General features: G+C 31.4%; 27 protein-coding genes, 1 tRNA gene and 2 pseudogenes. 18 read left to right on the plus strand and 12 right to left on the minus strand.

Annotated elements, in window-relative coordinates; all coding sequences use genetic code 11:
* Positions 1-243: 243 nt before the first annotated feature.
* Together ACFELY_RS01985 and ACFELY_RS01990 are read right to left on the minus strand one after the other, a co-directional pair.
* On the minus strand, positions 244-732 hold the full coding sequence (locus ACFELY_RS01985; RefSeq protein ID WP_375333489.1) for a Na+/H+ antiporter subunit E: 489 nt from the start codon (positions 730-732) through the stop codon (positions 244-246).
* Positions 719-2,281: pseudogene (locus ACFELY_RS01990) on the minus strand (DHA2 family efflux MFS transporter permease subunit). Before ACFELY_RS01990 ends, ACFELY_RS01985 begins: the two are co-directional and overlap by 14 nt.
* A 183-nt stretch (positions 2,282-2,464) precedes the next feature.
* On the opposite strand from ACFELY_RS01990, the gene ACFELY_RS01995 reads away from it, so the two are divergent.
* From ACFELY_RS01995 to ACFELY_RS02045, 10 genes are all read left to right on the plus strand, one after another.
* Positions 2,465-3,433 (plus strand): hypothetical protein, encoded by a 969-nt coding sequence (locus ACFELY_RS01995; RefSeq protein WP_375333490.1) that lies wholly within the window; start codon positions 2,465-2,467, stop codon positions 3,431-3,433.
* A gap of 466 nt (positions 3,434-3,899) precedes the next feature.
* On the plus strand, positions 3,900-4,781 hold the full coding sequence (locus tag ACFELY_RS02000; RefSeq protein ID WP_375333491.1) for a DsbA family protein: 882 nt from the start codon (positions 3,900-3,902) through the stop codon (positions 4,779-4,781).
* Positions 4,782-4,796: 15 nt separating this feature from the next.
* Positions 4,797-5,075, plus strand: coding sequence for an AtpZ/AtpI family protein (locus ACFELY_RS02005; protein ID WP_375333492.1), 279 nt, complete (start codon positions 4,797-4,799; stop codon positions 5,073-5,075).
* Positions 5,075-5,803, plus strand: coding sequence for a F0F1 ATP synthase subunit A (locus ACFELY_RS02010; protein ID WP_375333493.1), 729 nt, complete (start codon positions 5,075-5,077; stop codon positions 5,801-5,803). The genes ACFELY_RS02005 and ACFELY_RS02010 overlap by 1 nt, the downstream gene beginning before the upstream one ends.
* Positions 5,804-5,829: 26 nt before the next feature.
* Positions 5,830-6,054 carry a F0F1 ATP synthase subunit C gene (locus ACFELY_RS02015; protein ID WP_341749928.1) on the plus strand — a complete coding sequence of 75 codons (225 nt, stop codon included), beginning with the start codon at positions 5,830-5,832 and terminating at the stop codon, positions 6,052-6,054.
* A gap of 5 nt (positions 6,055-6,059) precedes the next feature.
* Positions 6,060-6,539, plus strand: a complete 480-nt coding sequence (locus ACFELY_RS02020) for an ATP F0F1 synthase subunit B' (protein WP_375333494.1) — start codon at positions 6,060-6,062, stop codon at positions 6,537-6,539.
* A gap of 9 nt (positions 6,540-6,548) precedes the next feature.
* Positions 6,549-7,049 carry an ATP F0F1 synthase subunit B gene (locus ACFELY_RS02025; protein ID WP_375333495.1) on the plus strand — a complete coding sequence of 167 codons (501 nt, stop codon included), beginning with the start codon at positions 6,549-6,551 and terminating at the stop codon, positions 7,047-7,049.
* 401 nt (positions 7,050-7,450) lie between these two features.
* The gene (asd, locus tag ACFELY_RS02035) at positions 7,451-8,464 is read left to right on the plus strand and encodes an aspartate-semialdehyde dehydrogenase (protein ID WP_375333496.1); all 1,014 of its coding nucleotides are present in this window, start codon (positions 7,451-7,453) and stop codon (positions 8,462-8,464) included.
* Positions 8,465-8,714: 250 nt separating this feature from the next.
* Positions 8,715-9,167 (plus strand): 23S rRNA (pseudouridine(1915)-N(3))-methyltransferase RlmH, encoded by a 453-nt coding sequence (locus ACFELY_RS02040; protein ID WP_341759724.1) that lies wholly within the window; start codon positions 8,715-8,717, stop codon positions 9,165-9,167.
* An 84-nt stretch (positions 9,168-9,251) separates the two neighbouring features.
* Entirely contained in the window at positions 9,252-10,196 is a 945-nt protein-coding gene (locus tag ACFELY_RS02045; RefSeq protein WP_375334106.1) for an LD-carboxypeptidase, read from the plus strand.
* 540 nt (positions 10,197-10,736) lie between these two features.
* Here the strand turns inward: ACFELY_RS02045 and ACFELY_RS02050 are convergent.
* The 8 genes and pseudogenes from ACFELY_RS02050 to ACFELY_RS02085 all read right to left on the minus strand — a co-directional run.
* Positions 10,737-10,961, minus strand: coding sequence for a DUF2674 domain-containing protein (locus tag ACFELY_RS02050; RefSeq protein ID WP_341759927.1), 225 nt, complete (start codon positions 10,959-10,961; stop codon positions 10,737-10,739).
* A 157-nt stretch (positions 10,962-11,118) separates the two neighbouring features.
* Entirely contained in the window at positions 11,119-12,051 is a 933-nt protein-coding gene (locus tag ACFELY_RS02055) for a lipid A biosynthesis lauroyl acyltransferase (protein ID WP_341759723.1), read from the minus strand.
* Positions 12,035-13,009 (minus strand): tetraacyldisaccharide 4'-kinase, encoded by a 975-nt coding sequence (gene lpxK, locus ACFELY_RS02060; RefSeq protein WP_375333497.1) that lies wholly within the window; start codon positions 13,007-13,009, stop codon positions 12,035-12,037. Before lpxK ends, ACFELY_RS02055 begins: the two co-directional genes overlap by 17 nt.
* A gap of 95 nt (positions 13,010-13,104) precedes the next feature.
* Positions 13,105-13,422, minus strand: coding sequence for a DMT family transporter (locus ACFELY_RS02065; RefSeq protein ID WP_094648854.1), 318 nt, complete (start codon positions 13,420-13,422; stop codon positions 13,105-13,107).
* Between the two features lie 4 nt (positions 13,423-13,426).
* Complete coding sequence (locus ACFELY_RS02070) at positions 13,427-14,446, minus strand: RP853 family protein (protein WP_375333498.1); 1,020 nt, start codon at positions 14,444-14,446, stop codon at positions 13,427-13,429.
* Positions 14,447-14,450: 4 nt separating this feature from the next.
* The gene (locus ACFELY_RS02075; RefSeq protein ID WP_094648849.1) at positions 14,451-15,092 is read right to left on the minus strand and encodes a hypothetical protein; all 642 of its coding nucleotides are present in this window, start codon (positions 15,090-15,092) and stop codon (positions 14,451-14,453) included.
* Between the two features lie 3 nt (positions 15,093-15,095).
* Positions 15,096-16,625, minus strand: coding sequence for a hypothetical protein (locus ACFELY_RS02080; protein WP_375333499.1), 1,530 nt, complete (start codon positions 16,623-16,625; stop codon positions 15,096-15,098).
* A gap of 92 nt (positions 16,626-16,717) precedes the next feature.
* A pseudogene (locus ACFELY_RS02085) lies at positions 16,718-17,068 on the minus strand (NUDIX domain-containing protein); the annotation flags it as partial.
* Positions 17,069-17,479: 411 nt separating this feature from the next.
* Between ACFELY_RS02085 and ybgF the strand changes: the two are divergent.
* The 6 genes from ybgF (at position 17,480) to ACFELY_RS02115 (ending at position 21,566) form a co-directional block, all read left to right on the plus strand.
* Positions 17,480-18,235 (plus strand): tol-pal system protein YbgF, encoded by a 756-nt coding sequence (gene ybgF, locus ACFELY_RS02090; protein ID WP_341759718.1) that lies wholly within the window; start codon positions 17,480-17,482, stop codon positions 18,233-18,235.
* Between the two features lie 29 nt (positions 18,236-18,264).
* Entirely contained in the window at positions 18,265-18,918 is a 654-nt protein-coding gene (locus ACFELY_RS02095; RefSeq protein ID WP_094649571.1) for a DUF2659 family protein, read from the plus strand.
* Positions 18,919-18,932: 14 nt separating this feature from the next.
* Positions 18,933-20,189: a PQQ-binding-like beta-propeller repeat protein gene (locus ACFELY_RS02100; RefSeq protein ID WP_375333500.1), complete on the plus strand. Its 1,257-nt coding sequence runs from the start codon at positions 18,933-18,935 to the stop codon at positions 20,187-20,189.
* Positions 20,190-20,346: 157 nt separating this feature from the next.
* Entirely contained in the window at positions 20,347-20,814 is a 468-nt protein-coding gene (rplM, locus tag ACFELY_RS02105) for a 50S ribosomal protein L13 (protein ID WP_094649573.1), read from the plus strand.
* Between the two features lie 6 nt (positions 20,815-20,820).
* Entirely contained in the window at positions 20,821-21,297 is a 477-nt protein-coding gene (gene rpsI, locus ACFELY_RS02110; RefSeq protein WP_375333501.1) for a 30S ribosomal protein S9, read from the plus strand.
* Positions 21,298-21,489: 192 nt separating this feature from the next.
* A tRNA-Met gene (locus tag ACFELY_RS02115) sits at positions 21,490-21,566 on the plus strand.
* A 284-nt stretch (positions 21,567-21,850) separates the two neighbouring features.
* Here the strand turns inward: ACFELY_RS02115 and ACFELY_RS02120 are convergent.
* A complete protein-coding gene (locus tag ACFELY_RS02120; RefSeq protein ID WP_375333502.1) occupies positions 21,851-23,242 on the minus strand; it encodes a phosphomannomutase/phosphoglucomutase in 1,392 nt (463 codons plus the stop codon).
* Positions 23,243-23,440: 198 nt separating this feature from the next.
* Between ACFELY_RS02120 and tsaB the strand changes: the two genes are divergently transcribed.
* Both tsaB and ACFELY_RS02130 read left to right on the plus strand, forming a co-directional pair.
* The gene (gene tsaB / locus ACFELY_RS02125) at positions 23,441-24,133 is read left to right on the plus strand and encodes a tRNA (adenosine(37)-N6)-threonylcarbamoyltransferase complex dimerization subunit type 1 TsaB (RefSeq protein WP_375333503.1); all 693 of its coding nucleotides are present in this window, start codon (positions 23,441-23,443) and stop codon (positions 24,131-24,133) included.
* Positions 24,134-24,160: 27 nt separating this feature from the next.
* Positions 24,161-25,477 carry an MFS transporter gene (locus ACFELY_RS02130; RefSeq protein WP_341759714.1) on the plus strand — a complete coding sequence of 439 codons (1,317 nt, stop codon included), beginning with the start codon at positions 24,161-24,163 and terminating at the stop codon, positions 25,475-25,477.
* 4 nt (positions 25,478-25,481) lie between these two features.
* On the opposite strand, the gene ACFELY_RS02135 is transcribed toward ACFELY_RS02130, so the two are convergent.
* The gene (locus tag ACFELY_RS02135; RefSeq protein ID WP_375333504.1) at positions 25,482-26,156 is read right to left on the minus strand and encodes an HD domain-containing protein; all 675 of its coding nucleotides are present in this window, start codon (positions 26,154-26,156) and stop codon (positions 25,482-25,484) included.
* Positions 26,157-26,229: the final 73 nt, after the last annotated feature.

Genomic DNA, 26,229 nt, shown 5'->3' on the forward strand with positions numbered 1-26,229 from the left:
ATTGCTTCGTCGGTTCATGCCCATAGTACTCTACAATTTTTATTCTATAAGTATTAAACAGCATAAAAACGTCATTGCGAGGAGGCGTAAGCCTACGAAGCAATCCATATAGTCTTGATGTATCTATACTAATTCTTATGGATTGCTTCGTCGCTATTAAAGTAGCTCCTCGCAATGACGCTTAGCAGTAAGCTTTTTTACTCATCATAAGGAAATAAATAAAAAATTGTAGAGTACTATGGCTCATGCCTCTTTGCCACGACAGCAAATCTGCTGTACCCTTTTGCTCATAGTAGAATCACCAAACTTTAAATTGTCAATTGATGATTGTTCCAGAGCATGCACCAATAACATATTATTTGCTATGTCAAGCGTTACAGTTCCTGGCGTAAGGGTAATAGAATTAGCATATACTACAAGACTAGTATCGTTTTTTTGCTCTGAATCAATCCACTCAAAAACTGGTTGCAAATTAAGATTCTTCCGCCATATAATCTTCATTACCCCTAAGCTAGATAGCAGTATTTCTTTAATTAGCCAAGTAAAATATAGTATAGAATGATAATTTAAATAAACCCTACGGGGCATTAAATTGAGTTTTATCGCAAAAAGATAAGTTATACTGACAATAATCGAGGAAATCAACAACGTAAAAACATCTGTAGGTAAGCCTGTTAGACCAAACAATATCAATAACAACATAATTAAAGTAAAGATTTTAGTGGGCATCATATCCTTTTCCACCTCTAACAGTTGATGTAAATGGTAGAAAGATCATTACCATAAAAAACAACGCACTTATAATACCAAATATGCTATTTATCGCAATGACAAATGCTTCCTTATTTATATTATTGGCTAATAAAAAATATGATACTTTTTCTGGCTCAACCACTTTGCCATCTAATAATTGTCCCATAAACTGTAACTTCATTAGAGCGGAAGGTGAAGTGGATGAAATATTCTCATTTAGATATTGACTAAAAATCTTAGTTTTATCTGTAAGAAGAGTGCTAATAATTGCAATACCAACGGCTCCTCCAAGATTACGAGTAAGATTATATAAACCACTAGCATTTCCTATCTTGTCTTTACTCATACTCCCTAAAGCAAGATTATTGGTAGGTAAAAAGCAAAACATCATCGCCAATCCTCTAATAAATTGCGGTAAAAAAAACTCAACAAATTTAGCATCAGCTGTTAAAAAACTATTTAAATAGCATCCTAAACTAAACATAGCAAGACCAATGGTCAGCATAATTCTTAAATCTATTCCGGAACCCAGCATCCTTCCGGCAAGTGGAGCCGATAGAAATTGCCCGATACCCGTAATCATCATAGTAAAACCAATTTGTACAGTATTAAAACCAGCTATGGTAAATAAAAATAAAGGTAATAAATATACTGCACCGTAGAGTCCTATACCTATAACAAAAGAATACACACAACCAAAAGTAAAATTCTTGTTAACAAAAACTGTTAAATCTAAGATTGGATTAAAAAATGTTAGTTCTCTAATAACTAACGTAATGAACCCAACAGCAGTCAGGATGATAAGGAATAATATTAAGCTATTCTCTGTCCAACCTTTTTTATTTCCTTATTCTAAAACATATTGCAAAGAAGCAAGAGTAATAGTCAGCAAAATAATACCGAGAAAATCAAAATTCTTAAGCAAATCGTAATTAGGTTGGTCAAAATCAGCATATAAATATACGATCACACAAACAAAAATACCAGGTATTACATTGAGTAAAAACATAAAATGCCAAGATAAATATTCAGTAATGTAGCCTCCAAGTGTTGGACCAAGTGTTGGGGCCATCGTTACGATTAGTCCTACTATCACTGTAACTGCTGGACGTTTTTCAACAGAAAAAATTATAAATATTGTACTAAAGACTGTTGGTATCATTGCTCCACCAAAAAATCCTTGTAAAGCTCTAAAAATAATCATTGTTTCTATGTTGGTTGCCAATGAACATAGAATGCTCATAACAGTAAAACCTAAAGCAGCAATAAAATAAGAAATTCTAGTAGAAAGAAGTCTAGCGGTAAAACCAGTTATTGGGATTATAATCACTTCCGCTATAAGATATGACGTTTGAACCCAGGATAATTCATCGCTAGAAGCAGAAAGCCCCGCGGCAATAACTGATAAAGAACTGGCAACAATTTGAATATCCAATATTGCCATAAACATTCCGACTGTCATTGCAAAAAATGCAAGTAGCTGCTTGTTTGATAATGGGGGAGAAGGAATAGCTTGTTGTGTGAGCATTAGCTAGTTGATTGAAGGAATTAAACACATACCAATTATAGCATAGTATGTATATCACAAAATTAACAATTTTACAAGTATAAAGACTTAAAAAAATATATATTTTAGTGAAATTACTAGTAGGAACTAATAGAATAGATTATAATTAATACATAGTGTATAAAATAACTAATTGGTTATAATATGTCCAAGAAAAATACAAAATCTAATTCTTTGAGTAATAAAATACAAAATATTAATGAAGAATTTGAAAAAGTATCTGACGATTTAGATAGAGAATTATCTAAAGTCGAAAAAGTGGCGGACGTATTCAATGATTCATTAGATAGAATTGCTGGTTCTGTTTCTGAGCAGGAAGTAGATAAATTAATAGAGGAAATGCAGTCTGAAGTTAATTTAGATAAGAAAAGTGCGGCATTAGGGAAACAAAAAGATCAAGAATTAGAAGCTAGACTTAAAGCCATAAGAGATCCAAGACCTACGGAAGAAGCGTTAAAAAATCCTGCACCAGTACCAACTGTCGAAGAATTAGAGGCTAGGCTTAAAAAGTTAAAAGATTCAACACCAACTGTCGAAAAGCCACAAAAGAAAGTTGAGAAATTAAAAGACAATGAGACTAAACAACCTCAGCCGATAAAACCAACAACGAAAGTAGTTGATAAAGTAGCTGCCCGTCCAAAGGATAATAAGTTAGAGACTAATTCTCCTGCAACATCGCCAGAGCCATTAGTTAAAGAACCGTCTAAATCCGATAAGAGTGATAGAGATACCTTACAACCATCAATGACAAAATCTAAGCAAACAGGTTGGTTTGCAAAAATTGTAAGTGCTATTATAGATGTTATTGTTGATAATATTAAAGGACTCCTTGGTAATCCACAAATTCAAGACTCTTCTAAGCAGCAGAACCAACAAATGACATTAGAGAAAATGCAAGCAGATGTTAAGAAGCTAAATGAACCATTAGTAGCACTTAAAAAGGTACAAGCATTAAGAAAGCAAGAATTAAAGACAAAAGAAATAAGGCGGAATGTGCAAAAGGTTAGACAGAGTTTGCAAAAGGTTAGACCAGGAAAAGCACTACCTAGCACTCCAGCAAAATTACCAGCAAAACCACTAATAACTAGGCAAAAGCCTGGTAATAGTAGATAAACTCCTTTCCTGCAGTCTGCGATAACTAATTAATTCTATATTTGGCTCTTTTTGGCTGTGAATAAACGTGATTTTCTTGAAACAGGTACACTATTCCTTCAAAAATCATATTTATTCTCGCCAAAAAATATCTCAAAATATAATTAATTAGTTATTGCAGGTAGCTTCCTAGAATACTTTCTGTATGGACCTACCCGATAATGCAAGAAAAAATAATATATAACGACCACTACGTGGTCTCGCAATGACGTTTTTATGCTGTTGTAATACTTTATAGAATAAAAATTGTGGGTGCTATGAGCGGCTCCTCGCTAATAGACGCTTGGCGAATAGATTTTCTACTCATCATAAGAAAATAGTAAAAAAACCGTGAGTACTCACATTTTTTATTGCTTAAAGGTAAGTAAAACTTTATATTTATATAATATTTGTGTTTTAATTTAACTTAAAAAGTATATCCAGACTTATGCATACTATCATTATAATTCTAGTTTCATTATTGTTGATATCATGCTCAGAAGAAAGTGATACATCTAATAATAAAAACAAGTTAGCTGATAATAAGGTAGAGGTAAGTCAGGAAAAAGCACCGCCGGAAGAAAATGATGACAACCCTGCTAATGATAAATTAGATATAATAGTAGATAATCAGAAAGTAGACCAGCAAGACCCTACGACTTTAACTGACAAGGAGGAGTCTTTAGGGACAACAAATAATTCTGCAAAAGCTGAATCTGCTGATGTAAAAACTGATGTACAGGTTGCTAGCATACAACATATGCCTCATAAGCCAACGTTCAATGTTAGCCAAAATGATATAGTTCTTGGTAATGTCAAGGCAAATGTAGTAGTAGTTGAGTATTATTCTCCAACCTGTCCGCATTGTGCTTATTACCATGACACAATTTTACCGAAACTTAAAGAGAAATATATTGACCCTAATAAAATTGCTTACATAATTCGTGAATTTATTGGTAATAAACAGGATTTAGATGCAGCAATTTTACAGCGCTGTCAAAATAATACAGATAGTTTTCTTAAATTCCAAAGTGTAATACTATCGCAACAAGATAAATGGGGAAGCAGTAATAGATATCGTGAATTGCTAACAAATATAGCTCAAATTGGCGGAATGTCAGCAGAAACTTATGCTAAATGTCTTAATAATAACCAGATTGTTGAAATATTACTTGCCAATACTAACCTTGCTGCTAGTGTCCCAAATTTTGTTGGTACACCTGCATTCTTTGTTAATGGCATACAGACCAGCGGCTATGATTTACAAACTCTCTCTAAGACAATTGATAAAGCATTAGAAAACTCTACTACTCACCCTATACCTAAATGATAGAAATGTATACATGTGGAACAAAAAAAATTAGAAGAATTAAAAGATATCCAAGAAAGAGTTAAGAAACTTAAAACAAATAATCCTCGATGTCCTAAGCTTAATCCAGAAAAACAAATTGATGCGTTTGCTATTGCATTATATCTAGTTTCTAGCGTGATGTTGGGGTTAATTGTTGGTTTTACATTAGATAAATTGTTTCATTCTAAACCATTTTGTGTTATAATATTCTTATTGATAGGCATGCTTGCAGGTTTTAGAATAATTTGGCAAAAATTAAATATTAAGAAATAATGTCCCATAGTCCTTTAGATCAATTTGCAATAAAGAAACTAGTAGAAATCAACTTATTTGGTTTTGATATTAGTTTTACCAATTCCAGTTTGTATATGGTACTTGCTGGGGTTATAGCTCTGTTGTATTTTTATTTAGCTTTAAAATCAGAAAAAATTATTCCGTCTAGATTACAGCTTAGTGCTGAAATAATTTATGATATAATTACAGTGACGTTAAGTCAAAATGTTGGAGAGAAGGGGCGTAAGTTCATACCATTCATTTTCACCTTGTTTATGTTTATTTTATTATGTAATTTGCTCGGAATGATCCCTTATGGATTCACTGTTACTAGCCATATAGTAGTAACGTTTGCCTTAGCAATTATGATATTTTTTATGGTAACAATTATTGGTTTTATTAATCATGGTCTGCATTTTTTATCAATATTTTTACCTAAAGGTACACCCCTGTGGTTAGCTCCGCTGATGATCGTAATAGAATTATTTGCATATTTAGCAAGACCCATAAGTTTATCTTTAAGATTAGCGGCTAACATGATGGCAGGACATGTATTATTAAAGGTGATGGCAGGATTTATAGTTTCATCAATGATTTTCCTTAAATTCTTACCAATCCCCCTAATTGTTATCCTTATTGGATTTGAAATTTTTATAGCAATACTTCAAGCTTATATATTTACAATTCTTGCTTGTGTATATTTGAATGATGCTGTAAATTCACATTAGAAATTTTTATTAGGAGTTTATATAATATGGACATAACGTCTCTAAAATTTATTGGTGTAGGTCTTATGGCTATTGGTATGCTAGGTGCTGCCATTGGTGTAGGTAATATATTCAGTGCATTGCTAACTTCAATTGCTCGTAACCCTTCAGCTGCTGAACAATTACAAAAAGTAGCATTAATTGGTGCAGGACTTACCGAGGCTATGGGTTTATTCTCATTTGTAATTGCAATTTTGCTAATATTTATTTAAGAACTATGCCTCAGTTTGACGTTGTTTTTTATTGTTCGCAAATCTTTTGGTTGGTAGTTGCTTTCAGTTTCTTATATCTTCTAGTTCATAAGTTCATCGTACCGTTAACTGAAAAAATTCTTAGGAATAGGAAAGATTATATAGATACTAATGTTGCTAGTACAGAAGAACTTGCAGCAAAAGCTGATAGTCTGCATAAGCAATGTGCTAGTAAGCTGGAAGAAACATCAAATATCGTAGAAAATATTAAGAAAGAAGCTAAAGATGCGATGGAAGCTGCTTTTTTGTCAAAAAAAAAGCAGCTCCATAATGAATTGAAAGTACAAATTGAAAATAATCGTCATGACATAGAAACAATTAATAAGTCGTTTTGGCTTGATGAAAATGATGCATGTGTTAATTTAGCAAAATTATTAATTCAAAAAATTACTAATCAACAGGTTGATATAGAATTACTAAAAAAGTCTTACAAAAAGATAAAATAATGGGATAAAATGATACAATTATTTGACGAAAGATTTTGGCTGGCTATTTGTTTCCTAATTTTTGTATATTTAGTCTATAGACCAATAAAAAATATAATTTTAAGATCGTTAGATGACAAAATTATTGCTATCAAAAACCAAGTCTTAGAAGCCCAAAAGCTTAATGAAGATATGAACTTATTATTTGAAGATGCTGTAAAGCAAACACAACAGATTGAGGTTCTAAGAGAAGAAATGCTCAGAGATGGCAAAGAAACTGCCAATAATCTAATTGAACAACAAAACGCAGAAATTGATAAGTTTCTAGAAAGCAAGAAACTCGAGACTATAGACTTAATGAATAGGCAAAAACTAGAAGCTTCTCAAATGCTGCAGTCTGAGTTTTGCGATAAAATGGTAGAATTGGTAGCTACATATATGCAATCTACAAAAAATAATAGTATGTCAGATAGTGAAATAGCCAAAAATCTCATGGAAAATTTACCTTCTGAGAAATTTGTAAGAGGTTGAGATTTGAACTTACAAACCAGCAATTATAAGTGATCGTTCACGGAAAAAAAGCTAAAGTACAATACGTTATTGCGAGACCATGCAATGGTCTAAGCAATCCATTTCTAATTACTTTCCTGGATTGTTTAGTCACTATAAAGTAGCTCCTCGCTATATAGATGTTTGGCGAGCAGATTTTTTATTCATCATAAGAAAATAGCAAAAAAACCGTGAATGCTTACCATTATAAATTTAAAATAGATTTCTTACAAAACTCGCTTATGCTGAGGAATTTGGAGGAGATGCTTAACCTGGAATCGCAGCGTACTCTAATATACGTGAGGATTCGAGTACCGTATCATTGTCCAAATTACCAGCAAAAGTAGAGTTTTGCAAGAGGTCTAATGTAATATAGATTATATATGACAAAAAAATATAATATCGCAGTGATTGGGGCAACAGGTAATGTTGGGCGAGAAACTCTAGAAATTTTATTTGAGAGAAGTTTGCCAATTAATAATATCTATGCTATAGCATCGAGTGAATCTAATGGTAAAGAGGTTAGTTTTGGAGATGGTACTATAAAAATAACTGATATAGATGGTGTAGATTTTAGTAAAATTGATATTGCTTTTTTTTCAGCCGGATCAGAAATATCAAAGAAATATATACCCATGGTTACCAAGCAAGGCTGCGTAGTTATCGATAAATCATCATTTTTCAGACTTGATCCTGATGTTCCTTTGATAGTTCCAGAAGCTAATCTGGCTAGCCTAAAAGATTATACTATTAAAAATATTATAGCTAATCCGAATTGCTGTACTGTTCCTATAGCTACCGCGTTAAAGCCTTTGGATAATGCCGTAAAGATTAAGAGACTGGTTATATCAACCTATCAGTCAGCTTCCGGAGCAGGCAAAAAAGGAATGGAAGAACTGTATGAACAAACCAAGGCAAAATATGTTTTTAAGGACATTGAACCTAAAGTTTTTCCACATCAAATAGCTTTTAATTTATTCCCGCATATAGGTAGCTTTAATAAAGATGGTTCTACTAGTGAAGAATCTAAGATCGCCCTGGAATTAGAAAAAATTATAGGAACACATGCTAAAGCTAGTGTAACTTGTGTTAGAGTACCGGTGTTTGTTGGTCATGCTATTTCAGTTAATGTTGAATTTAGTGGGGCAATAAATGCGGAAGAAGTAAAAGAGATTCTTAAAGAATCAGACTCTATTGAGGTTAATTGTCATTTATATCCAATACAATATGTCACTCCCAAAGATGTAGTAGGTACGGATATGGTCTATGTCTCACGAATTAGACAAGATCATAGTCAAAAAAACACCATTAATTTATGGATTACAGCTGATAATTTACGTAAAGGAGCAGCTTTAAATGCTGTGCATATTGCTGAAGAGCTAATCAAGTATATTTGACAAATAATCAGAATAAATTGTGGATAACTTTGTGGGTAAATAAAAAATACTTATTTTGGGTAACTATGCTAAGGTCAGTTTTATATGTTATTGATAGCCAAGATATGTTGCCATAATTGCTTAAAGTATATATTAAAGCTCGTTAACATTTTAATTAAAAATATATAAAAAGTCAATATAAATTTCTAACTTTTACTTAGTGCATAACTTTTTTGGTGTATAATTAAATTAATTAATCAATAATAAAGTAATGAGACAAATACAAATAATTTCCGTTGGTAAACTTAATAATTATTATCAGCCAATTGCCAGAGATTATCAAAAATTGATAAAATATAATATAAAATCCACAGAAATTTGTTATTCAAAAAAATTACCAGCTGAACAAATCAAACAATTTGAAGGTAAATTAATTAATGAATTTTTAGAAGAAAAATCCTGTAAAATAGTACTAAACATTATTGGTAATAGTTATAATAGTCATGAATTTACAAAATTAATAACAAATAATTTGCAATCAGGTAAAAATATACAATTTATTATTGGTGGTGCATTCGGTTTAGATAAATCGATTCTTGAACAAGCAAATATCCATCTTAGCCTTTCAAAAATGACTATGCCCCATCAAATGGCAAAAATAATATTATTAGAACAAATATATCGGACTCAGACCATAATAGAAAACCATCCATATCATAAATAGGTATACTACTCTATGAAATTTAACAATTATCTTTTACATATTAGGCTCCTAACAATTCATACAATCTTCCTACCAGTTATTTTTATGTCCTTATCAGCATTTGCTAATTCAGAGTTCAACAAGAATAATGCAGAATTTATTAATTTATTGAAAGATACAAAAATTACTGTTGTTGCTCCTGCTTCAGGAGTCAGCAATGAAATATTATCTAATTTGAGAAATATTACTTCGTTAAAACTAAATATTCCAAATGATTGCTTTAAAGGAAAAAGCCTATTCCATTCTTCCGATGATCAAACAAGATTATTATGTTTGGAAAAGGCCTTAACTGATCAATCAAATAACGTAATATGGGCTCTTCGTGGGGGATATGGTTCAGCTAAATTAATTCCTGACTTACAACGCTTAAAGAAACCGATAAAGGAAAAGTTTTTTATAGGATTCAGTGATATGACAGCTTTACATATTTTCTTTTCGCAAGAATGGGGTTGGAAGACAATTCATGGTAATGGTATCGTTGAAATACTTAAGCCAACTAAAGATCGTCAAAATTTTATAAAAATAGCAAAAATAATTTCTGGTAAAGAAACTCAAGCTAAAATTAAAGGATTATCCGCACTTAACCTTGCGGCAAAATCCAGTAAAATCGTTACAGGTAATCTTACAGGCGGTAATCTAAGCATTGTACAAACATCTATAGGTACATCATGGCAAATAAAAACGGCAAATAAGATACTTTTCTTGGAAGATGTTGATACAAAGCCATACCAAATAGATCGTATCTTATATCATTTAAAACAAGCAGGGCTGTTAGAACGAGTAAACGCTATAATATTTGGAACTTGTGGAAATGATAACGAGACCATGATTAGGACTCTTACTGATTTTGCGGCTACCTTAAAAATCCCAATATTTAAGACCAATAGATTCGGTCATGAACGAGTTAATGATCCAATTATCTACAACACTGATACAAAAATTATTGTTACTGATGATAATCAGTTTGAATTAATAATGCAATGCTATTAAATAACCTCAACATAGTTGATCCATTTTTGGTCGTTTTTTTGGATTGCTTCGTTGCTACTAAAGTAGCTTTTCGCAATGACGCATAGGCGTTAGTTTAAGGAGAAAAGAAAACATGCTATAAACCGCATATCTGAAAGTTGAAGACCTGTTTTTTCTCCTGGATTTTTGAGCAAATTTTTGCAATTTTAGTAAAAATTTCTCAAGGCTTTTAACTAAACCTTTTATTAAATCATTATAAATTCTTCCTATTATCTCCTTACAATAGCTCATAGCCTTGTATAAGCTTATTTCATTTTTATTAGCCTTAGTAATATCACATTGTAGATTTTTACTTAATAACCTGTAGGTAGCTTATAATTTCATCTAGCACCATTTCTGCTACTCTTATAAAGCTCAGCTAGTCCTCGATTTAGCTTTATTTCACTAGAATCCACTATTATTTGTTTTTATAAAAAAGTAAAAAAGATAATTGCTGACGCATATGCACAATGACGGAGGAACTATCTAGATTTTGTTCACACCCTAGAAAATAGAAAACTCTCAAGTAAAAATGATCTTTTTTCTTGGAGGTATATAAACAGTTCTATCTTGGTCATTTATAGTGTGGTCATGCTGCATCTTTTCCATGACACCAATAAAATAATTACCATAAGGTATTAACTTTACTATTGCCCAACCATCCTTAATAAATTGAGTAATTTTTTCTAAGTCAGACTTATTTTCAGAGAAAGATATAATTTTTTGAGGAGGCGTTACCCTTATCATAACATTATTTTTTATTAAATTTTTATAAAAATGCATGTTTTACCTACGACTCACATTTAACTGTAAAAAAGGTACGTAGGCGAATATCCTCGCAGGTATATTTGCGGTATCAATTCTTCAAAGCAGGAGAGTATACATATTTATTAAGTAATTGCAATTACTTAATCTTGGAATATTTATTATTATTCTTCTTCCATCTATTATGAAACCAGAACCATTGACCTGGGTTTTCTTTAACCCAATTACCTAAAATTTGGTTAATAGTAACCATTATGTTATAACAATCTGTTTGATTATTATTAGTTTTTTGTAATTTTATTGGCGGATGAATAATAATTTTAAAATAACTGTTATTACTATTAGTGCGAACCACTTGTAATGGTATAATTGGGTAGCTGAACTGTAATGCAATTTTAGCAATTGCCTGAGCAGTCATGGCGGGCTGACCTAAAAGTGGCACTTCAATGCCATTATTCATTTTTTGATCTACCAGCATGGCAATGGAATACCCTGATTTGATGGCAGATATTAGCTCTCTTGCACCTTGTGCTCCTTTGGGAATTAGCTTTATATCATTACTTATACGCGTATCGTTAATTAGTTTGTCAACATAAGGATTATTTAATTTGCGGTAGATAATAGCAAATTTATGATAAAATTTATTGCTAATTTTAAGAGCAAAATCCCAATTAGCAAAATGTCCGGTAAAGAATAAGAATGGTTGCTGTGATTTCTGGAATCCTATTATATTCTCAAGACCACTTATCTCTATTCGTCTAGATAATTCTTCCTCTGACATCTTATTAACATATGGAAATTCTCCTATAAAACTGCCAAAATTATCCCATACTTGATTAACGATTGCTTGAGAATTTATGGATCCTTCATTTGTGTATAGATTATTGCCAAGAATATTTTGAATATTTTCTTTTGCAACTTTATTAACTGGTAACAAAGGACCTATTTTCCTTGCTAAGTATCGACAAATATTTACAGATTTGTCAATACCCAATGCCCCTAGTATTTTTAGTACTATTAAAACAAAAAAATATTCAAGTAAATATATAATATTTTTAAATAATTTTTTCATATATTAAATCTACTAATAATTGTTGATTATTTAATAATAAATGCACATCGCAACATATTACGGACAGATCAGTATCGCATATTCTTACGTAATCTTTTCTAGTGGTTATTAGCAGAGAGTTAGATTTTTTTGATTGTTCTTTTAAATATTCTAAATCTTCTGCAGAATATTGATGATGATCAGGGAAAATCTTATGACCGATTAACTGCAATCCATAATTTTCTAATGTAGAGAGAAACCTTTCAGGATTTCCTATACCACTAAAGGCAAAATAATTTTTTGTCTTGTCGATATTTATAGAGGGAACTATTTGAGCTTGTATACTCTTCTGCTTTGAGTATAGAAATGGATACTTCTTATATGAGAGAAAAGAATCAGAACCTACTGAAATAACTATATCAGCTTTGTCAATAGCTTGTTTGGGGTATTGACGCAGAGGACCAGCTGGAATTAAGAACCCATTGCCAAATAATCTATTAGCATCAACTGACAGAATAACAATATCCTTATGAAAATTAGGATTCTGCATCGAGTCATCTACTATAATCACCTTTGGCTTAATCTTTTCTATAAAAGGCTCTATATCTTGAATTTTCTTTGCGGCAATGACTTTACCATATTTTAACAGCATTACTGTTTCATCCCCGACATCTGCTACTGTATGGTGTGCTTCAACTAACAACGCTGCTTGAAGATTACTACCATAACCTTTAGTGATAATTATAAAATCAATATTAATAGCTTTCAATAGTTGAGCAAGGAAGATTACTATTTGAGTTTTACCAGTACCCCCGATGCTTATATTACCAACGCAAATTACTTTACAAGGAAATATTATTGGCTGAGCTGTGATCCTTCGTAGATAACTAGCAAAAAGATATAACCAGCTTAATGGTAATAATAAGTAGGCAATAATATTTTTACTTTGCCAAAATTTAGGGTAAATAAGCCTGATCATAGTTATTATAAGTAATATTGCTCAAAGTCATTGCAAGGAAGCCCATAGGTCAACGAAGCAATAAATTGCCATGGATTATACCTAAGGTAAATGGGTTAAGATAACTTCAAACCTATCATGGAAATTATCATAGTGCTAATAAAGAAAACTCGCATAGCAGAATATGGCTCATTAAAATACACTATTCCTACTATTACTGTTCCTACCGCTCCGATACCAGTCCATAGAAGATAAGCAGTACCAAGAGGTAGTTTATCCAGAGTTTTACTAAGACAAATAAAACTTAATATTGAAAAACCAATAAAAGCTATAATAGGTTTTATTTTGGTAAAACCATCTGACAATTTCAACGATATAGAAAAACCTATTTCAAATAATCCGGCAAATATAAGGAGAATCCAAGTTACTAGCATATTATTACCTTTGTTTAACATATCCTGAGGACTTGCTATTTTGTGAAGATTGTTTATTAGGCAAGTTAGGCTGTACCTGAGTTTTTATTATATTTAATTTGTTATGTTTTTGATTAGCTACAGACTTTACCTCACTACTCAATAGATGTTCCTTTGCAACATTATGCTCTACTGATTGTTGTTTGGTCAAAAATTCTTTATTATTTTTTAACAAATTAGTTTTTAGAGTAGTAATTTTTTGTTCTTCCTCACTCATCGATTTATCAGCACTAAGAATCATCCCCCCCATCTTCTCTCCTATTTTGGGAGCATATTCTATTGCTAGAATAGAAGCCGGGACTACCATAAAAGCAAATGTAGCCCCGGCTGTTGCAACACTAATCGCCCCAACTGCTAAAACACTAATAGCAGTTATAATTTTGCTGGTTGCTTGTTTAAATATTTCCATTTTCTTATTATGTTTTGTTGCAACAGTTACTATTCTATTAATTTCCAATTGAACATTATCACTTACCTCTTTGGGCTGTTGATACTTTTTTACCGCATGCATTACCGTTGTACGAAATATTTCTGGTTCAACTTGAATAAAGTTTGTTAATTCATAATTATTTTTTGCTGCCAACAAATCTTTTACCACTCGTTTTATTACTTCCCTTTCTTCAGAGTTTGCCTCACCAAAATTTGTATTTATTATTGTATCAACTACTATATCTTCTGATTTGTTTAGAATATTATCTTTATCCTGATAGTCTACTGCACTTGAAGAGATTGCTACCGAAAATAACATTAAAACTGTTGAAAAACTCTCATCGGTAATAACTTTTTGACCAAAAAAAGTTCGTAATTTACCAATGCAATTACCTATATGCACATTAATTTCAGGTATTGATTTAAGTCTAATTTCGTAATCAATAGCTATGACATTAGCAAGTGTTAAACATGTTTGTTTTGTTATATTATTAATTAACTCTTCACATATGCTTTTTCTGCATATAGAAATATTTGTACTGTTGAAGATGTTCATAATTTTATTTATTTGTTGTTATTTCTCTTATACGCATGTTGAGTTTTGTAAAAATCACATCAGGGGTTCTTTCTGTTGATAGTTTATAAATAACCTTGGGCTCTAATACATCTTCTTTTTTGACGTCTATAGATAGTACAATAGTATTTTCCGGCATACAAGAGTATATTTCTTTTATGATTGTCGAGAATGTTACAAAATCTTTAGTAGAGAATCTTATGTAAACATCATAATTCTTTATCTTTATAGTATCTTGCTTTGTTCCCATATCTGATCTAATACCACTTAAGAATTCTTGTTTAATCGATATAGTAATCGGCTCATTTAGGTTGTATTTTTTTGACAAACTATCAATTTTCATTATTAACCTTGCTCTCTCTAAACAACTTTGTCTAGCAGAAATAGATAATAATTTCGTATATCTTGCATAGGTCTCTAGTATTTTATTTTTTGAATTTATTATAGAATATAGCTTTAACGTTTCTTGAGCTAGGGATTCTGCAATATTGTTATTCTTGCTAATCGACTCCATATAATCTTTATTAAGACTTTGCAGCAACCATAAAATGCTAGAAATACACAAACAACATATAGCAAACTTAAAAAATATAACATTTTTTAGATGAATAATAAAATTTTTAAGCATCTTTTACCCTTTCTTTTTAGTAATAATAACCGATGCCGGTATTACAACTCTATTAGATAAATCTAATATTTGGTCAGTAAATATTGTAAATTTAATATCCATATTGCTAAATATTTTACTAAAATTTGCAATTTCTTGTTCTAAAAATTTAGTAGCCTCTTCGACTAATATATCATTAACTACAAGTCTCAATGATATTTCAATTTTTATATACTGATTAGAGGATGATAACGTATTATCTAGATCCAACCTTTGCCATTTAACCTCTTCTATATGAATACTAGGTGGTAAATTTGTTACAAACTTTTCTAACAAATCAAATGGTATTGGTGCTGGAATTTGTAATAATGATTCAAAGACGTATAAATCAGCTAAATTAGTAGCGTTTTGAAGATATGGATAGGTCTGCTTAACATTATAATAATCCTGCTCAGTACTAAAATAATGTGAATTTAAAATATCTAACTTTTTGTAATTTGCTACGGTTTTAACTTTGATAATAGATGCGGCAAATATCAATATTATTATTATAGTAATAAGTGGTTTAAAAACTAAAGAGCTGATAAGATTAAGTTTAGCTATCGATTCTAAATATTGATTAGAGGCTAGAAAGCTTTTTTGTTCATTAAATAATTTAACGATCATCCCATCTGAAAATTTATTATCCAATTCCCCTGAATTGACTATACCTAATATCTCACTGGACTGACATATTACTGGATGTCCAGCAAAATTGGATTGTTCTAATAGCAACTTTAAATTTTGGTCTACTATGAAAATTATACAAACTTTAAGGGCTAGATTATCAATATAATTTTTACAAGATATCAAACAATCTTCCACTTCTTGTTCGATTATACCCTGAATATATGAATCTGACTTATCAGCTGGATAGTCCAATGTTTGTTTTGAGATTATATTACCTTGGTGTTTAACAACAAGTTTAATGCCGCTGCTATTTAAAATACATACAAAAATTTGTAAATATTCACTATATTTATTATTCTCAACATTTTTTACAATTTTATCGATAATTGTTTGCAACTCTAAAGATAAAAAATAAATCCCACCAAATTTTTGGCTATCACTTGCCAGCAAATTTTCAAGTAGTTTACTTAAAGGAGGAGTATAAGGACTAGAGACAATCAAACTATTCCACACCTCACTAGGCTTGGTATTGATGTTATAAACACTATAACCAACTATATAATCTGCAGGAAAATACTCTTCAATAAACTTCTCCACAGGATTGTTTGTTACTATTGAATGTAGTACAGGTACTAGCTCATGACGTAATTGACATTCAGAACCGCTTAATAAGAAGAAAACATAATGTTTCTTGAATTTAGCAAAAAATTCTTTATAGGAATCTAATTTATTTTGCTTTTCATCAGGGACAAATAAACTACCTACAACTTTATCGTGAACCAAAGCACAAAGAAATGTACCTTTATCTCCTATTAGGATAATAATATTTTTTTTATACAAAAAATATGCTACAAGCTTGTGCAACATTTTTATAAAAACTTGCATTTTTAATCGATTGAGTATATTAATCATAGATTAGTACTTAACTTATAGTTAGTTAGATGAAAAATGTATTATAGCATGTGATAATCTCTCCACTAAGTATCTTTATCATTTTTTTTAAGAATAAGTTGCATTAAATTTTCTAAACAAGGTTTTACAAAAGGTACGATAGGTTGTGGGATATTATCGAAAGAGAAAAAATCAAGTTTTTCACATAAATTTGGTTCTTTATTTGAAATTATACCTATAAAGTTATTTATTCTATAGAAATAGTTTAAATATTTTTCCTTATTTTCCAAATTCCAACCATAATATGGCTTTAATATCAAATCAATATCATCTAATCTGGGTAATATGCCAATCTCTTCTTTAGCTTCTCTCTGGGCAGCAATTTTGGGAGATTCATTCCTATCTATCTTACCTCCTGGAAGAGCAAAATAACCAGCAAAGACTTTGGTATTTGTACGCTTCTAAGAGAATTTTATTATCACAAGATATAATAACTAGATGAACTAGCTTAATTAATGCATTTCTTGTCATTGCACATACCATAACTTATAATTATAGCTAAGATGATTAGTATTTAGTATCAGCGTCATTGCGAGGCGGCATAAGCCGACGAAGCAATCCAATAAGTATGAATTGCCGAGACCACTATGTGGTCTCGCAATGACACTTGCGTTGAAAAATAGTTACGCCTTCTCACAATGATGCTAGGTTATTTTTCCTATGACCTAAATGCTATGCGTAAGGTGAACTAACTATAAAAAATCAAGTTGAACTGAAAAGTTATAGATTACTATAAAATTTCTAGTATACTCAGCTGGTTTTATAACCTTTAAATAAAATATTAATGTATGAAAATAATTTCTATATATTTATTGATTATTTTGATTGCTACGCAAGTATTAGCTGATAATCAAATTACTAGAAAAAATTTGAAATTTGATACCTCTAATGATTATACGGAAAGATTAGATGGTTTAGAAAAAGAAAATCAACATTTACTTGGCAGAATTGAAATAATTGAGCATACTATTGGTAAATTAGAGAAAATTTTAAACTCGACAAAACAAGAGGTAACAAATTCCCAAGATAGTAGCGATACATCAAAAAATTCAGTAGATGATTCTGTGGCTAATGATGTCTTTGATATACCATCTACTAAAAAAGTGGAGAAAGAAGTTGTTGCTACTGATGTTGTAAAACCTATTTCGGGAGTGACAGCAGATAAACAACTTTATGATTTAGCACTTGCCGCTTTAAAAGATAATAAATTAACAGAGGCTGAAGAAAAATTTGCAAATTTTTTAAAAAATTACTCTAAGAGTCCTTTGTTAAGTAATGCTTATTTTTGGTATGGTGAATCTTTTTTTAGACGTAAGATGTTTGATAAAGCCGCAATAAATTATTTAAAAGGTTATAAACAATCGCCAAAAGGGATCAAAGCTTCTGACTCATTGCTAAAATTAGCATTATCTCTTGGAGAGCTTAAAAAAAGACAAGAGGCATGTTCTATTCTTGATAAACTTGAAGCAGAGTTTCCAAATAGACCAGCTACCTCAATAAAAAGAGCTAAGGAGGCAAGAATTAAATTTGCTTGTAAACATTAGGATATATGAATAATAATTGGTAAATAATCATGACTGACATTTTGCAAGAAGTTTTAAGTGATAAAAATGAAGAAAAAAAACTTTATTACTTTAAAAAAATTCTTCCTATCACTATAATCCTTACACTTATAGTAATATTATTTATGTTAATAAATAATTGGCGTGATAGAAAGGCAATAGAGAATAACCAAAAGACAGGTGATATTTTAGCTAAATCTATAGCCCTTATTAATGATAACAAAGAGCTTGCTATAAAGTCTTTGGATAATTTAATGACAACAAGTACTAATAAAGTAAGTGGTTTAGCTGCTATCGAGCAAGCTAGTATCAAAATACACCAAGGAGATTTTATTGAAGCAAGAACTTTATTAAAAAAAGTTATCGATAACAACAATTATGATGAATTAACAAATGCCTATGCCCATCTAGTTTGGTTGAGTTTAATGATAGATGAACCAAATTCATCTGATGTAAACACTAATGAAATCGAGAAATATTTAAATTATTTTGATGATGAAAATAAACCATTTTTTGGGACAGCAAATATTATCAAAGCAATTTGGTATATTAATAACAACTCAAAAGATTTAGCCGAAGATACTTTAAAAAAGTTGATATCACTAGAAAGTACAACTCAAACAGTTAAAGAGCAGGCTAAAGCTTTACTTGCAAATTTACAATAATAAAGGTCTAGATTATGGCAAAACAACTTGTGACAAAACAACGATTAATTATTTTTTTACTACCTTTAATGCTAACTTCTTGTGATCTAATAAGTAAAAAAACAAAAAATATTGTAGAATTAACTCCTAGATTATCTGTAGAAACTAATGAAGCAATTCAAGTGGATTCTGCTAAAACCGATATATTTAGCCCTGAGATGCTTCAGAATAATGAATATACTGTTACAAAACACAAAATAATAGCCGAGCCAATTTTTAAGAAAGCTGTTGTCTATACCATAGATAATAAAGGTAATGTTTCCGCCTTTTCTATGAAAGACAAAGCTATTATGTGGTCGTATAATATAAGTACTAACAAAAGTGACTATTATTCTGGTGGTGGAATATTACACCATAATGATAAACTATACGTTACCTATGGTTCAAGATTTTTGGTAGTTTTAGATAGTAAATCAGGGCATGAAATAATCAGAAAAGAATTACCTGATATTACTAGAATAAAACCAGTATTAATTAATAATCATACTATTATAGTTCAAACAATAACTAATCAAATATTAGCGATTAATATTGAGAAATTAAATTTTGTTTGGCAACATGAAGGTATAATTGAAACTTTGTCATCAAGTTATCATGTTGCTCCAATAGTACAGAATGGTTATGTGATAGTAAACTATAATTCAGGGCAAATTATTGCTCTAGAAGCTAATAGCGGCAAAGTTTTGTGGACTAACGATTTATCTAGCCAGCAAGAAATAGGTTTACCAAATTTTGAGGCAGCTTTTATATTATGCAAACCTGTTGTCAATAACTCTCATATATATATAGCTAATAGTGCCGGCAAGATAATAAAGCTAGATATTATAACCGGTAATATCCTATGGCAAATTAAAGCTTATGATGTACAATCAATGTCTTTAGCTGGCAATAGTTTATTTGTAACAAATAATGCTGGACAAGTAGCTGCTATAAGCACTGAATTTGGTAAAGTTAAGTTTGTAGCAGATTTAAACGATGGAAAAGATATCAAAAAAGTTAAAGCTTCATCATTTTTAGCCCCGATAATTGCTAAAACAACTGGGGAAAAAGATTGGAATTTAAATATTATCTCTACTAAAGGTGAATTATATAGTTTCCAATCAGATGTTAATGGTAATTTAAGCACCACTCCGGTAATTAGTAAAATTATTAAAAATATTGAATATCAAGGCAAAACCTGTTGTGGTGCTATGTATATTATTACTGATAAAAAAATTATGTTGGTAGATTAGTCAAGAGACTATATTATGGTATATATTTAATATACTGTACATTTATCTTGACAAAACACTAGTTATAATGCTATTTAATATAGCTCAGATTGGGGAATGGCAACAGCAATTTTTGTACCATTTCCAAGTATAATTCTAATTAATAAAGATATATAACGTGAAAACTTATTCTGCAAAACCATCGCAAATTCAAAAGAAGTGGTGGGTTATAGATGCTAAAGACCTTGTATTAGGTAGGCTTGCTAGTGAGGTGGCTAAAATCTTACGCGGTAAGCATAAGCCTTCCTTCACTCCTCATTTAGATTGTGGTGACTATGTAGTAATAATTAATGCCAAACATATTTGCTTGACAGGTAAAAAATCAGCTCTTAAAGATGGTAAAATTTATTATCGTCATACTGGTTTCCCGGGTGGAATAAAAGATACAACTGCTGGAAAAATCCTGGCTGGTAAGCACCCTGAACGAGTCATTAAACTCTCTGTAAAAAGAATGATCACAAGAAATGTTCTGGGATCAAAACAAATGAGTAATCTATATGTTTACGCAGAGAATGAACACCCGCATAAAGCTCAACAACCAGAATTTTATGATTTTGCAAGCAAAAATACCAAGAATAAAAAATAGTGAATTATGACAACATTGAAGCTTAAAAGTGAAAACACTAAGAATAGTCCAATTCAGAGTAAGTTAGTTAAGCAAAAACCATCTGCAGAAAACAGTGATAACAAGGTTTACGGTACAGGCAGAAGGAAAAATGCGATTGCTAGAGTTTGGTTAAAAAGTGGTAGTGGTAAAGTAATTGTTAACAAAAAAAATGTTGAGCAATATTTTACTCGTGAATCTCATACCAAATCTCTCTTACAACCATTTGTTGTAACCAAAACTTCTGGACAATATGATATAATATGTACTGTCAAAGGTGGCGGAAAATCAGGACAAATGGGGGCTGTATTACATGGCGTTGCTAGAGCTCTTGATAAAATTGCCCCAGAATTTCACAGTATTCTACGCAAATCTGGCTTCTTAACAAGAGATTCAAGAGTTGTAGAGCGGAAAAAATATGGTAAGCATAAAGCTAGAAAAAGTACTCAGTTCTCTAAACGTTAAAGATATAGTCAATTCAGGAGGAGTTGGGGCTAGGAGCGATGCCTATAAGTAATAGGCGAGCATTGAGCCACTACGTCACCAACTTCTCATCAATTGACTATACTAGGCATACATTTTAAAAATCGTATGTGGTTAGCGTTATTGCGAGGAAGACAGGGGCTTACTTTTTTGTATTGAAGCTCTTTCCATCATGGCGGGGTAGCTCAGTTGGTTAGAGCAGCGGAATCATAATCCGCGTGTCGGGGGTTCAAGTCCCTCCCTCGCTACCACCTAACTTTAAGGATTACAAGCTGTAGTCCAAAACTCTCTGTCCAATCAATATATTAGTGGTGAGCGTTCACGGTTTTTCTGCTATTTTCTTATGATGAATAAAAAATCTGATCACCAAGCGTCTATTAGGGGACTGTTGAGAGAAGAGATAGGGGATTAGCCATATCTTATACTTTTTTTCGAAAATCTATTGAATGTGTCATAATGACATTATTATATCCTATTTATTAGGACTTGGCTATACTATTATTACTATTTACAATTAGGTTAGTGTTATATATTATTAACCTAGCTTCAAACCATACTTAGCTAGTAAAGAGGAAAGTTCAGATTTTATAATATTCATTCCTTCCAAACTATCTGATTCATATCTAGCAATAATTTTGTCTTCAGTGTTAGAGGCTCGGAGTAACCACCATGCATTAGAGTCAATTGGTAAGTCAATCCTTATACCATCAATGTCATTGAAAGCGATATTTTGGCTAATTAAATCCTCTTTTATTTGCTGAATAATATCAAATTTGAGATCATCTGGTACCGGGATGCTAATTTCAGGAGTGCTGTAACATTTAGGTAGCTCATCTATCATATCGTCCAAGGTTTTTTCTGATCTTGATAATAAATCAAGAAACCGTAGAGCAGCATAAATTGCATCGTCATATCCATAATATTTATCAGCAAAAAATATGTGACCGCTAGTTTCGCCGCCCAGTAATGCCTTAGTTGTTTGCATCTTGTCTTTAATAAAGGAATGACCTGTTTTCCACATTATCGGTCTTCCGCCATATGACTTAATCTGATTAAATATGGCACTACTTGATTTAATATCCATGATAATAGTTGCTTGTGGATTTTGATCAATTATATCTTTTGCTAATATACAAAGAATCTGGTCGCCTAAAATTATTCGTCCTTTCTTACTTATAATGGCTATACGATCGGCATCTCCATCAAATGCAATACCAATATCGCAATCTTGGGTTTTCACTACTTCTATTAGTTGTTCTAGATTTTTAGCAATAGTGGGATCTGGGTGGTGATTAGGAAAATTACCATCAATTTCCGAATTGATAACGATATTTTTGTTAGGTAACCCTAGTGCTAATAGCTCAGTAATATTTCCAGCCGCACCGTTAGCTGGATCCCATGCTACTTTTACTTTAGGTTCTATAGTTATTTCTTGTAAAATCCGATCTATGTATTGAGCTGTGATATCAAGCTCTTTCACTATAGATGATGTTGCAAACTTATCAGGAATATTAGACCAATCAGTATGTAGAATGCTATTTAGTAAATGTTGTATTTGTTGGTCAAAAAAAGACTTGCCTTGCGATAACATCTTAAAACCATTATCATCTTTGGGATTATGTGAACCTGTGATCATTATACTAGCTTGTGGTTTAAATATCTTATCAGCAAAATATAGCATAGGAGAGGGGGCTACTCCTATTGAGATAGCCTGTCCACCAGCTGAGATAATGCCATTAACCAAAGCATGGTAAAGGGCAGGGGAGCTTAATCTACCATCTCGCCCTATCAATATTTTGTTCCCTTGTTTAGATATACTCAGTTTAGTAAAACAAAATCCAATTTTATAAGCAATAGTTGTATTAATATCCAGCAGACTGCTTCCACGAATATCGTACAATCTAAAAATTGTTCTATTTATTTCCATTGTCATTACTATTTTAGTATAATAGACCTCTTGCATAACCTAAAGATAATTGAGGAATTTTTAGGAAAAACGAAGTCGAGTACCGCAGTGTACTAAGATGTACGTGAGGAACGGAGACGAGTTTTGACAACAAAATTACCAATTAGATTAGGTTATGCAACAGGTCTAATTAAGTGATTTAAAGAGTTGATAGTATAAATGAAAATTTTAGCATTGGATACGGTAAATAATAGTGCATCTGTTGCGATTTCTGAAGATAAAGTTATTTTAGCCTATATCGAGGATTTAAGACCCTCTATGCAGGCTGAAACAATAGTGCCAATGATTGAAGAAGCTCTGAGAATAGCAAATCTTTCTTACCATGACTTAAATTACCTAGCCGTTACAAATGGTCCAGGTAGTTTTACCGGTATTAGGGTAGGATTGTCAGTAGCAAAAGGCATTTTGCTAAGTACCAATATCATAGGTACTACTATATCTAATTTTGAGTATTCCTGGCGGAGAGCCACTAGGCAAGTAAATAACCATAACAAAAAGGTTACTTTTAAGTTTTTTATTTTTCTTAATGCATATAGAGAGCAATTATATAGCCAGGTTTTTGATCAAGATGGACAGTCATCTATTCCTTTATTGATAAATTATGACCAAGTTGGGCAGTTATTAAATACAGAAGATAATATTATTAAAGTCTGTGCTGGTAGTGGGTTAGAGATGATATACGACAAGATTAAGGATTTAGAAAATGTAATAATCTTACCGCGTTTCACTAAAATTAAGGCATGGCATATATGTCAATATATAGCTGATAAAATAGCTAAAAAATGTAATTTTTCTAACTCTATCGAGCCATTATATATTAGAATGGCTGATGTGAAGATTAAACAGAGTTAGCTAGTCTTACTTATGGAGTAAAATATTATGGTTTCTGCCGGAATAAAATATCAAGGAAAACAAAGAAATCTAACTAGGGAGCAGGCAGAAGCGGTTGGTTTGCTGTCAATTGGTACATTTTTAGAGTATTTTGACTTGATGCTTTATATACATATGGCAGTATTGTTGAATGAGTTATTTTTTCCCAAAAGTGATCCGCATACAGCTAGTATTTTGTCGGCTTTCGCCTTCTGTGCTACTTTTGTTTTCCGCCCAATTGGTGCTGTGCTATTTGGTTGGATAGGCGATAAAGTAGGTCGCAAAGCTACGGTAGTTATCACAACTTTCATGATGGCGTTTTGTTGTTTGGTGATGTTTAGTTTGCCCACTTATGCACAAATTGGTATTACCGCTTCTGCATTAATCACTATTTGTCGTATAGTGCAAGGCATGTCATCTTTAGGAGAAGTAGTAGGGGCAGAATTATATTTAACAGAAGTAACCAAACCACCCATACAATATCCTGTTGTTGCTGCCATTTCGATATTTGCTGATCTAGGGGCAGTATTCGCTTTAGGTGTTGCAACACTTGTTACTTCATATAGATTTAAATGGCGATATGCTTTTTTGTTTGGTGCAGTGATTGCCATGGTTGGAGTTGTAGCAAGGACACGACTTAGAGAAACTCCAGAATTTGCTGATGCAACCAAAAGATTGGTAAAGAAACTTAACGCTTTTGGTCTAGAGAAAAAGGATGTTACTAATCAAGAAATGTTAAATGAGAAAATTAATATAAAAACTATATTGGCTTATTTATCAATTGAGTCTACTGGACCAATTTGTTTTTATTTCCTATATATGCATTGTAGTACTATACTTAAAACCATCTTCAATTATACTTCTCAGCAAATTATTGCTCATAACTTGATTATTGCAATAACATATCTACTTATTGGTATTGCATATACTTATTTAAGTTATAAGATATCTCCATTAAAAATTTCAAAGACAAGGTTAGTAATTTTTGCTAGTACTATTATATTCTTACCGTATTTATTGAATAATATTCAATCTTCTGCCCATTTATTATTATTGCAGTTCTTTATAGTGATATTTGGACCAAGGGTATTTCCAGCGACTCCAATATTTTATAAGCAGTTTCCTGTATTTAAACGTTTTAGATGTGTCAGTATCTCATTTGCTGTGGTACGTGCGATAATGTTTATTGTTACTTCTTTTGGATTAGTTTATTTAATAGATTCTTTTGGTAATTGGGGTATAGTAATATTATTTGTACCCTTCCTTGTGGCATATGGATTTGGTTTGCGTCATTTTGAAATGTTGGAGAAGTTACGCAATGTTTAATAATTTAATAAGTAATTTCTAGCTCATTTGTGTTATATCCTACAGATGTAGAATTACAACATAATTTGAACAAATACTCTTCCAATTTTATATAACCAAAATAAATACATACTGCTAGAAAACTCTGTACTGTTTCATCAACTATCTTCTTAATCTTTTCTGGGGATTTATATCCAATAGTTTGCATATTATGAAGCCGGTCAAATAACTTAATCAATAAAACGTCATCTTTCTTTTGACTATATAATAAATTTAATGTTTCTGCTGAGCTGATCTTCCCATAAGATTTAATCCTAGTTAAATCTACTACTTGGCTGGCAATCTGCGTACCAAAAACCTTAGCAATAATATTTTCAGTAAGTATTGTATCTTCAATAGTATCATGCAGTAAGCTGGTAATAATCATATCAGTTCTAAACAATTCAGGCATTTCTTGTGCTGTATATTCAGCCACCATATATGCTACTTCTATTGGATGAGAATAATATGGGGTACCGGATTGTCGCATTTGGCTACCATGATATTTTTTTGCGTAACAGATACCTTTTTTAATCTCCTCAATATCTATTGGTGAAATTACTTGTTGGTTCAGTTGAGATAGTTTTTTGAGTAGCCTATCAGCATATTGACAGTTTTCATACTTTAGCTGTTGATCGAGAAATTCCATAAAAATTACCATATTACTTTATATAATATAAATTATAACTCAAAATTAAGTTGCCACTAAGTATTTATTATATTTTTTTTATAAA

It is taken from the genome of Candidatus Tisiphia endosymbiont of Xenochironomus xenolabis (genome assembly GCF_964264705.1).
In the GTDB taxonomy this organism is placed as follows: Bacteria; Pseudomonadota; Alphaproteobacteria; order Rickettsiales; family Rickettsiaceae; genus Tisiphia.

Excerpts from the sequence above, each read along its gene's own strand:
- ACFELY_RS01985 (WP_375333489.1), bottom strand. The coding sequence starts at position 732 with ATGATGCCCACTAAAATCTTTACTTTAATTATGTTGTTATTGATATTG.
- ACFELY_RS01995 (WP_375333490.1), top strand. The coding sequence starts at position 2,465 with ATGTCCAAGAAAAATACAAAATCTAATTCTTTGAGTAATAAAATACAA.
- ACFELY_RS02000 (WP_375333491.1), top strand. The coding sequence starts at position 3,900 with ATGCATACTATCATTATAATTCTAGTTTCATTATTGTTGATATCATGC.
- ACFELY_RS02010 (WP_375333493.1), top strand. The coding sequence starts at position 5,075 with ATGTCCCATAGTCCTTTAGATCAATTTGCAATAAAGAAACTAGTAGAA.
- ACFELY_RS02015 (WP_341749928.1), top strand. The coding sequence starts at position 5,830 with ATGGACATAACGTCTCTAAAATTTATTGGTGTAGGTCTTATGGCTATT.
- ACFELY_RS02020 (WP_375333494.1), top strand. The coding sequence starts at position 6,060 with ATGCCTCAGTTTGACGTTGTTTTTTATTGTTCGCAAATCTTTTGGTTG.
- ACFELY_RS02025 (WP_375333495.1), top strand. The coding sequence starts at position 6,549 with ATGATACAATTATTTGACGAAAGATTTTGGCTGGCTATTTGTTTCCTA.
- asd (WP_375333496.1), top strand. The coding sequence starts at position 7,451 with ATGACAAAAAAATATAATATCGCAGTGATTGGGGCAACAGGTAATGTT.
- ACFELY_RS02040 (WP_341759724.1), top strand. The coding sequence starts at position 8,715 with ATGAGACAAATACAAATAATTTCCGTTGGTAAACTTAATAATTATTAT.
- ACFELY_RS02045 (WP_375334106.1), top strand. The coding sequence starts at position 9,252 with ATGTCCTTATCAGCATTTGCTAATTCAGAGTTCAACAAGAATAATGCA.
- ACFELY_RS02050 (WP_341759927.1), bottom strand. The coding sequence starts at position 10,961 with ATGATAAGGGTAACGCCTCCTCAAAAAATTATATCTTTCTCTGAAAAT.
- ACFELY_RS02055 (WP_341759723.1), bottom strand. The coding sequence starts at position 12,051 with ATGAAAAAATTATTTAAAAATATTATATATTTACTTGAATATTTTTTT.
- lpxK (WP_375333497.1), bottom strand. The coding sequence starts at position 13,009 with ATGATCAGGCTTATTTACCCTAAATTTTGGCAAAGTAAAAATATTATT.
- ACFELY_RS02065 (WP_094648854.1), bottom strand. The coding sequence starts at position 13,422 with ATGCTAGTAACTTGGATTCTCCTTATATTTGCCGGATTATTTGAAATA.
- ACFELY_RS02070 (WP_375333498.1), bottom strand. The coding sequence starts at position 14,446 with ATGAACATCTTCAACAGTACAAATATTTCTATATGCAGAAAAAGCATA.
- ACFELY_RS02075 (WP_094648849.1), bottom strand. The coding sequence starts at position 15,092 with ATGCTTAAAAATTTTATTATTCATCTAAAAAATGTTATATTTTTTAAG.
- ACFELY_RS02080 (WP_375333499.1), bottom strand. The coding sequence starts at position 16,625 with ATGCAAGTTTTTATAAAAATGTTGCACAAGCTTGTAGCATATTTTTTG.
- ybgF (WP_341759718.1), top strand. The coding sequence starts at position 17,480 with ATGAAAATAATTTCTATATATTTATTGATTATTTTGATTGCTACGCAA.
- ACFELY_RS02095 (WP_094649571.1), top strand. The coding sequence starts at position 18,265 with ATGACTGACATTTTGCAAGAAGTTTTAAGTGATAAAAATGAAGAAAAA.
- ACFELY_RS02100 (WP_375333500.1), top strand. The coding sequence starts at position 18,933 with ATGGCAAAACAACTTGTGACAAAACAACGATTAATTATTTTTTTACTA.
- rpsI (WP_375333501.1), top strand. The coding sequence starts at position 20,821 with ATGACAACATTGAAGCTTAAAAGTGAAAACACTAAGAATAGTCCAATT.
- ACFELY_RS02120 (WP_375333502.1), bottom strand. The coding sequence starts at position 23,242 with ATGGAAATAAATAGAACAATTTTTAGATTGTACGATATTCGTGGAAGC.
- tsaB (WP_375333503.1), top strand. The coding sequence starts at position 23,441 with ATGAAAATTTTAGCATTGGATACGGTAAATAATAGTGCATCTGTTGCG.
- ACFELY_RS02130 (WP_341759714.1), top strand. The coding sequence starts at position 24,161 with ATGGTTTCTGCCGGAATAAAATATCAAGGAAAACAAAGAAATCTAACT.
- ACFELY_RS02135 (WP_375333504.1), bottom strand. The coding sequence starts at position 26,156 with ATGGTAATTTTTATGGAATTTCTCGATCAACAGCTAAAGTATGAAAAC.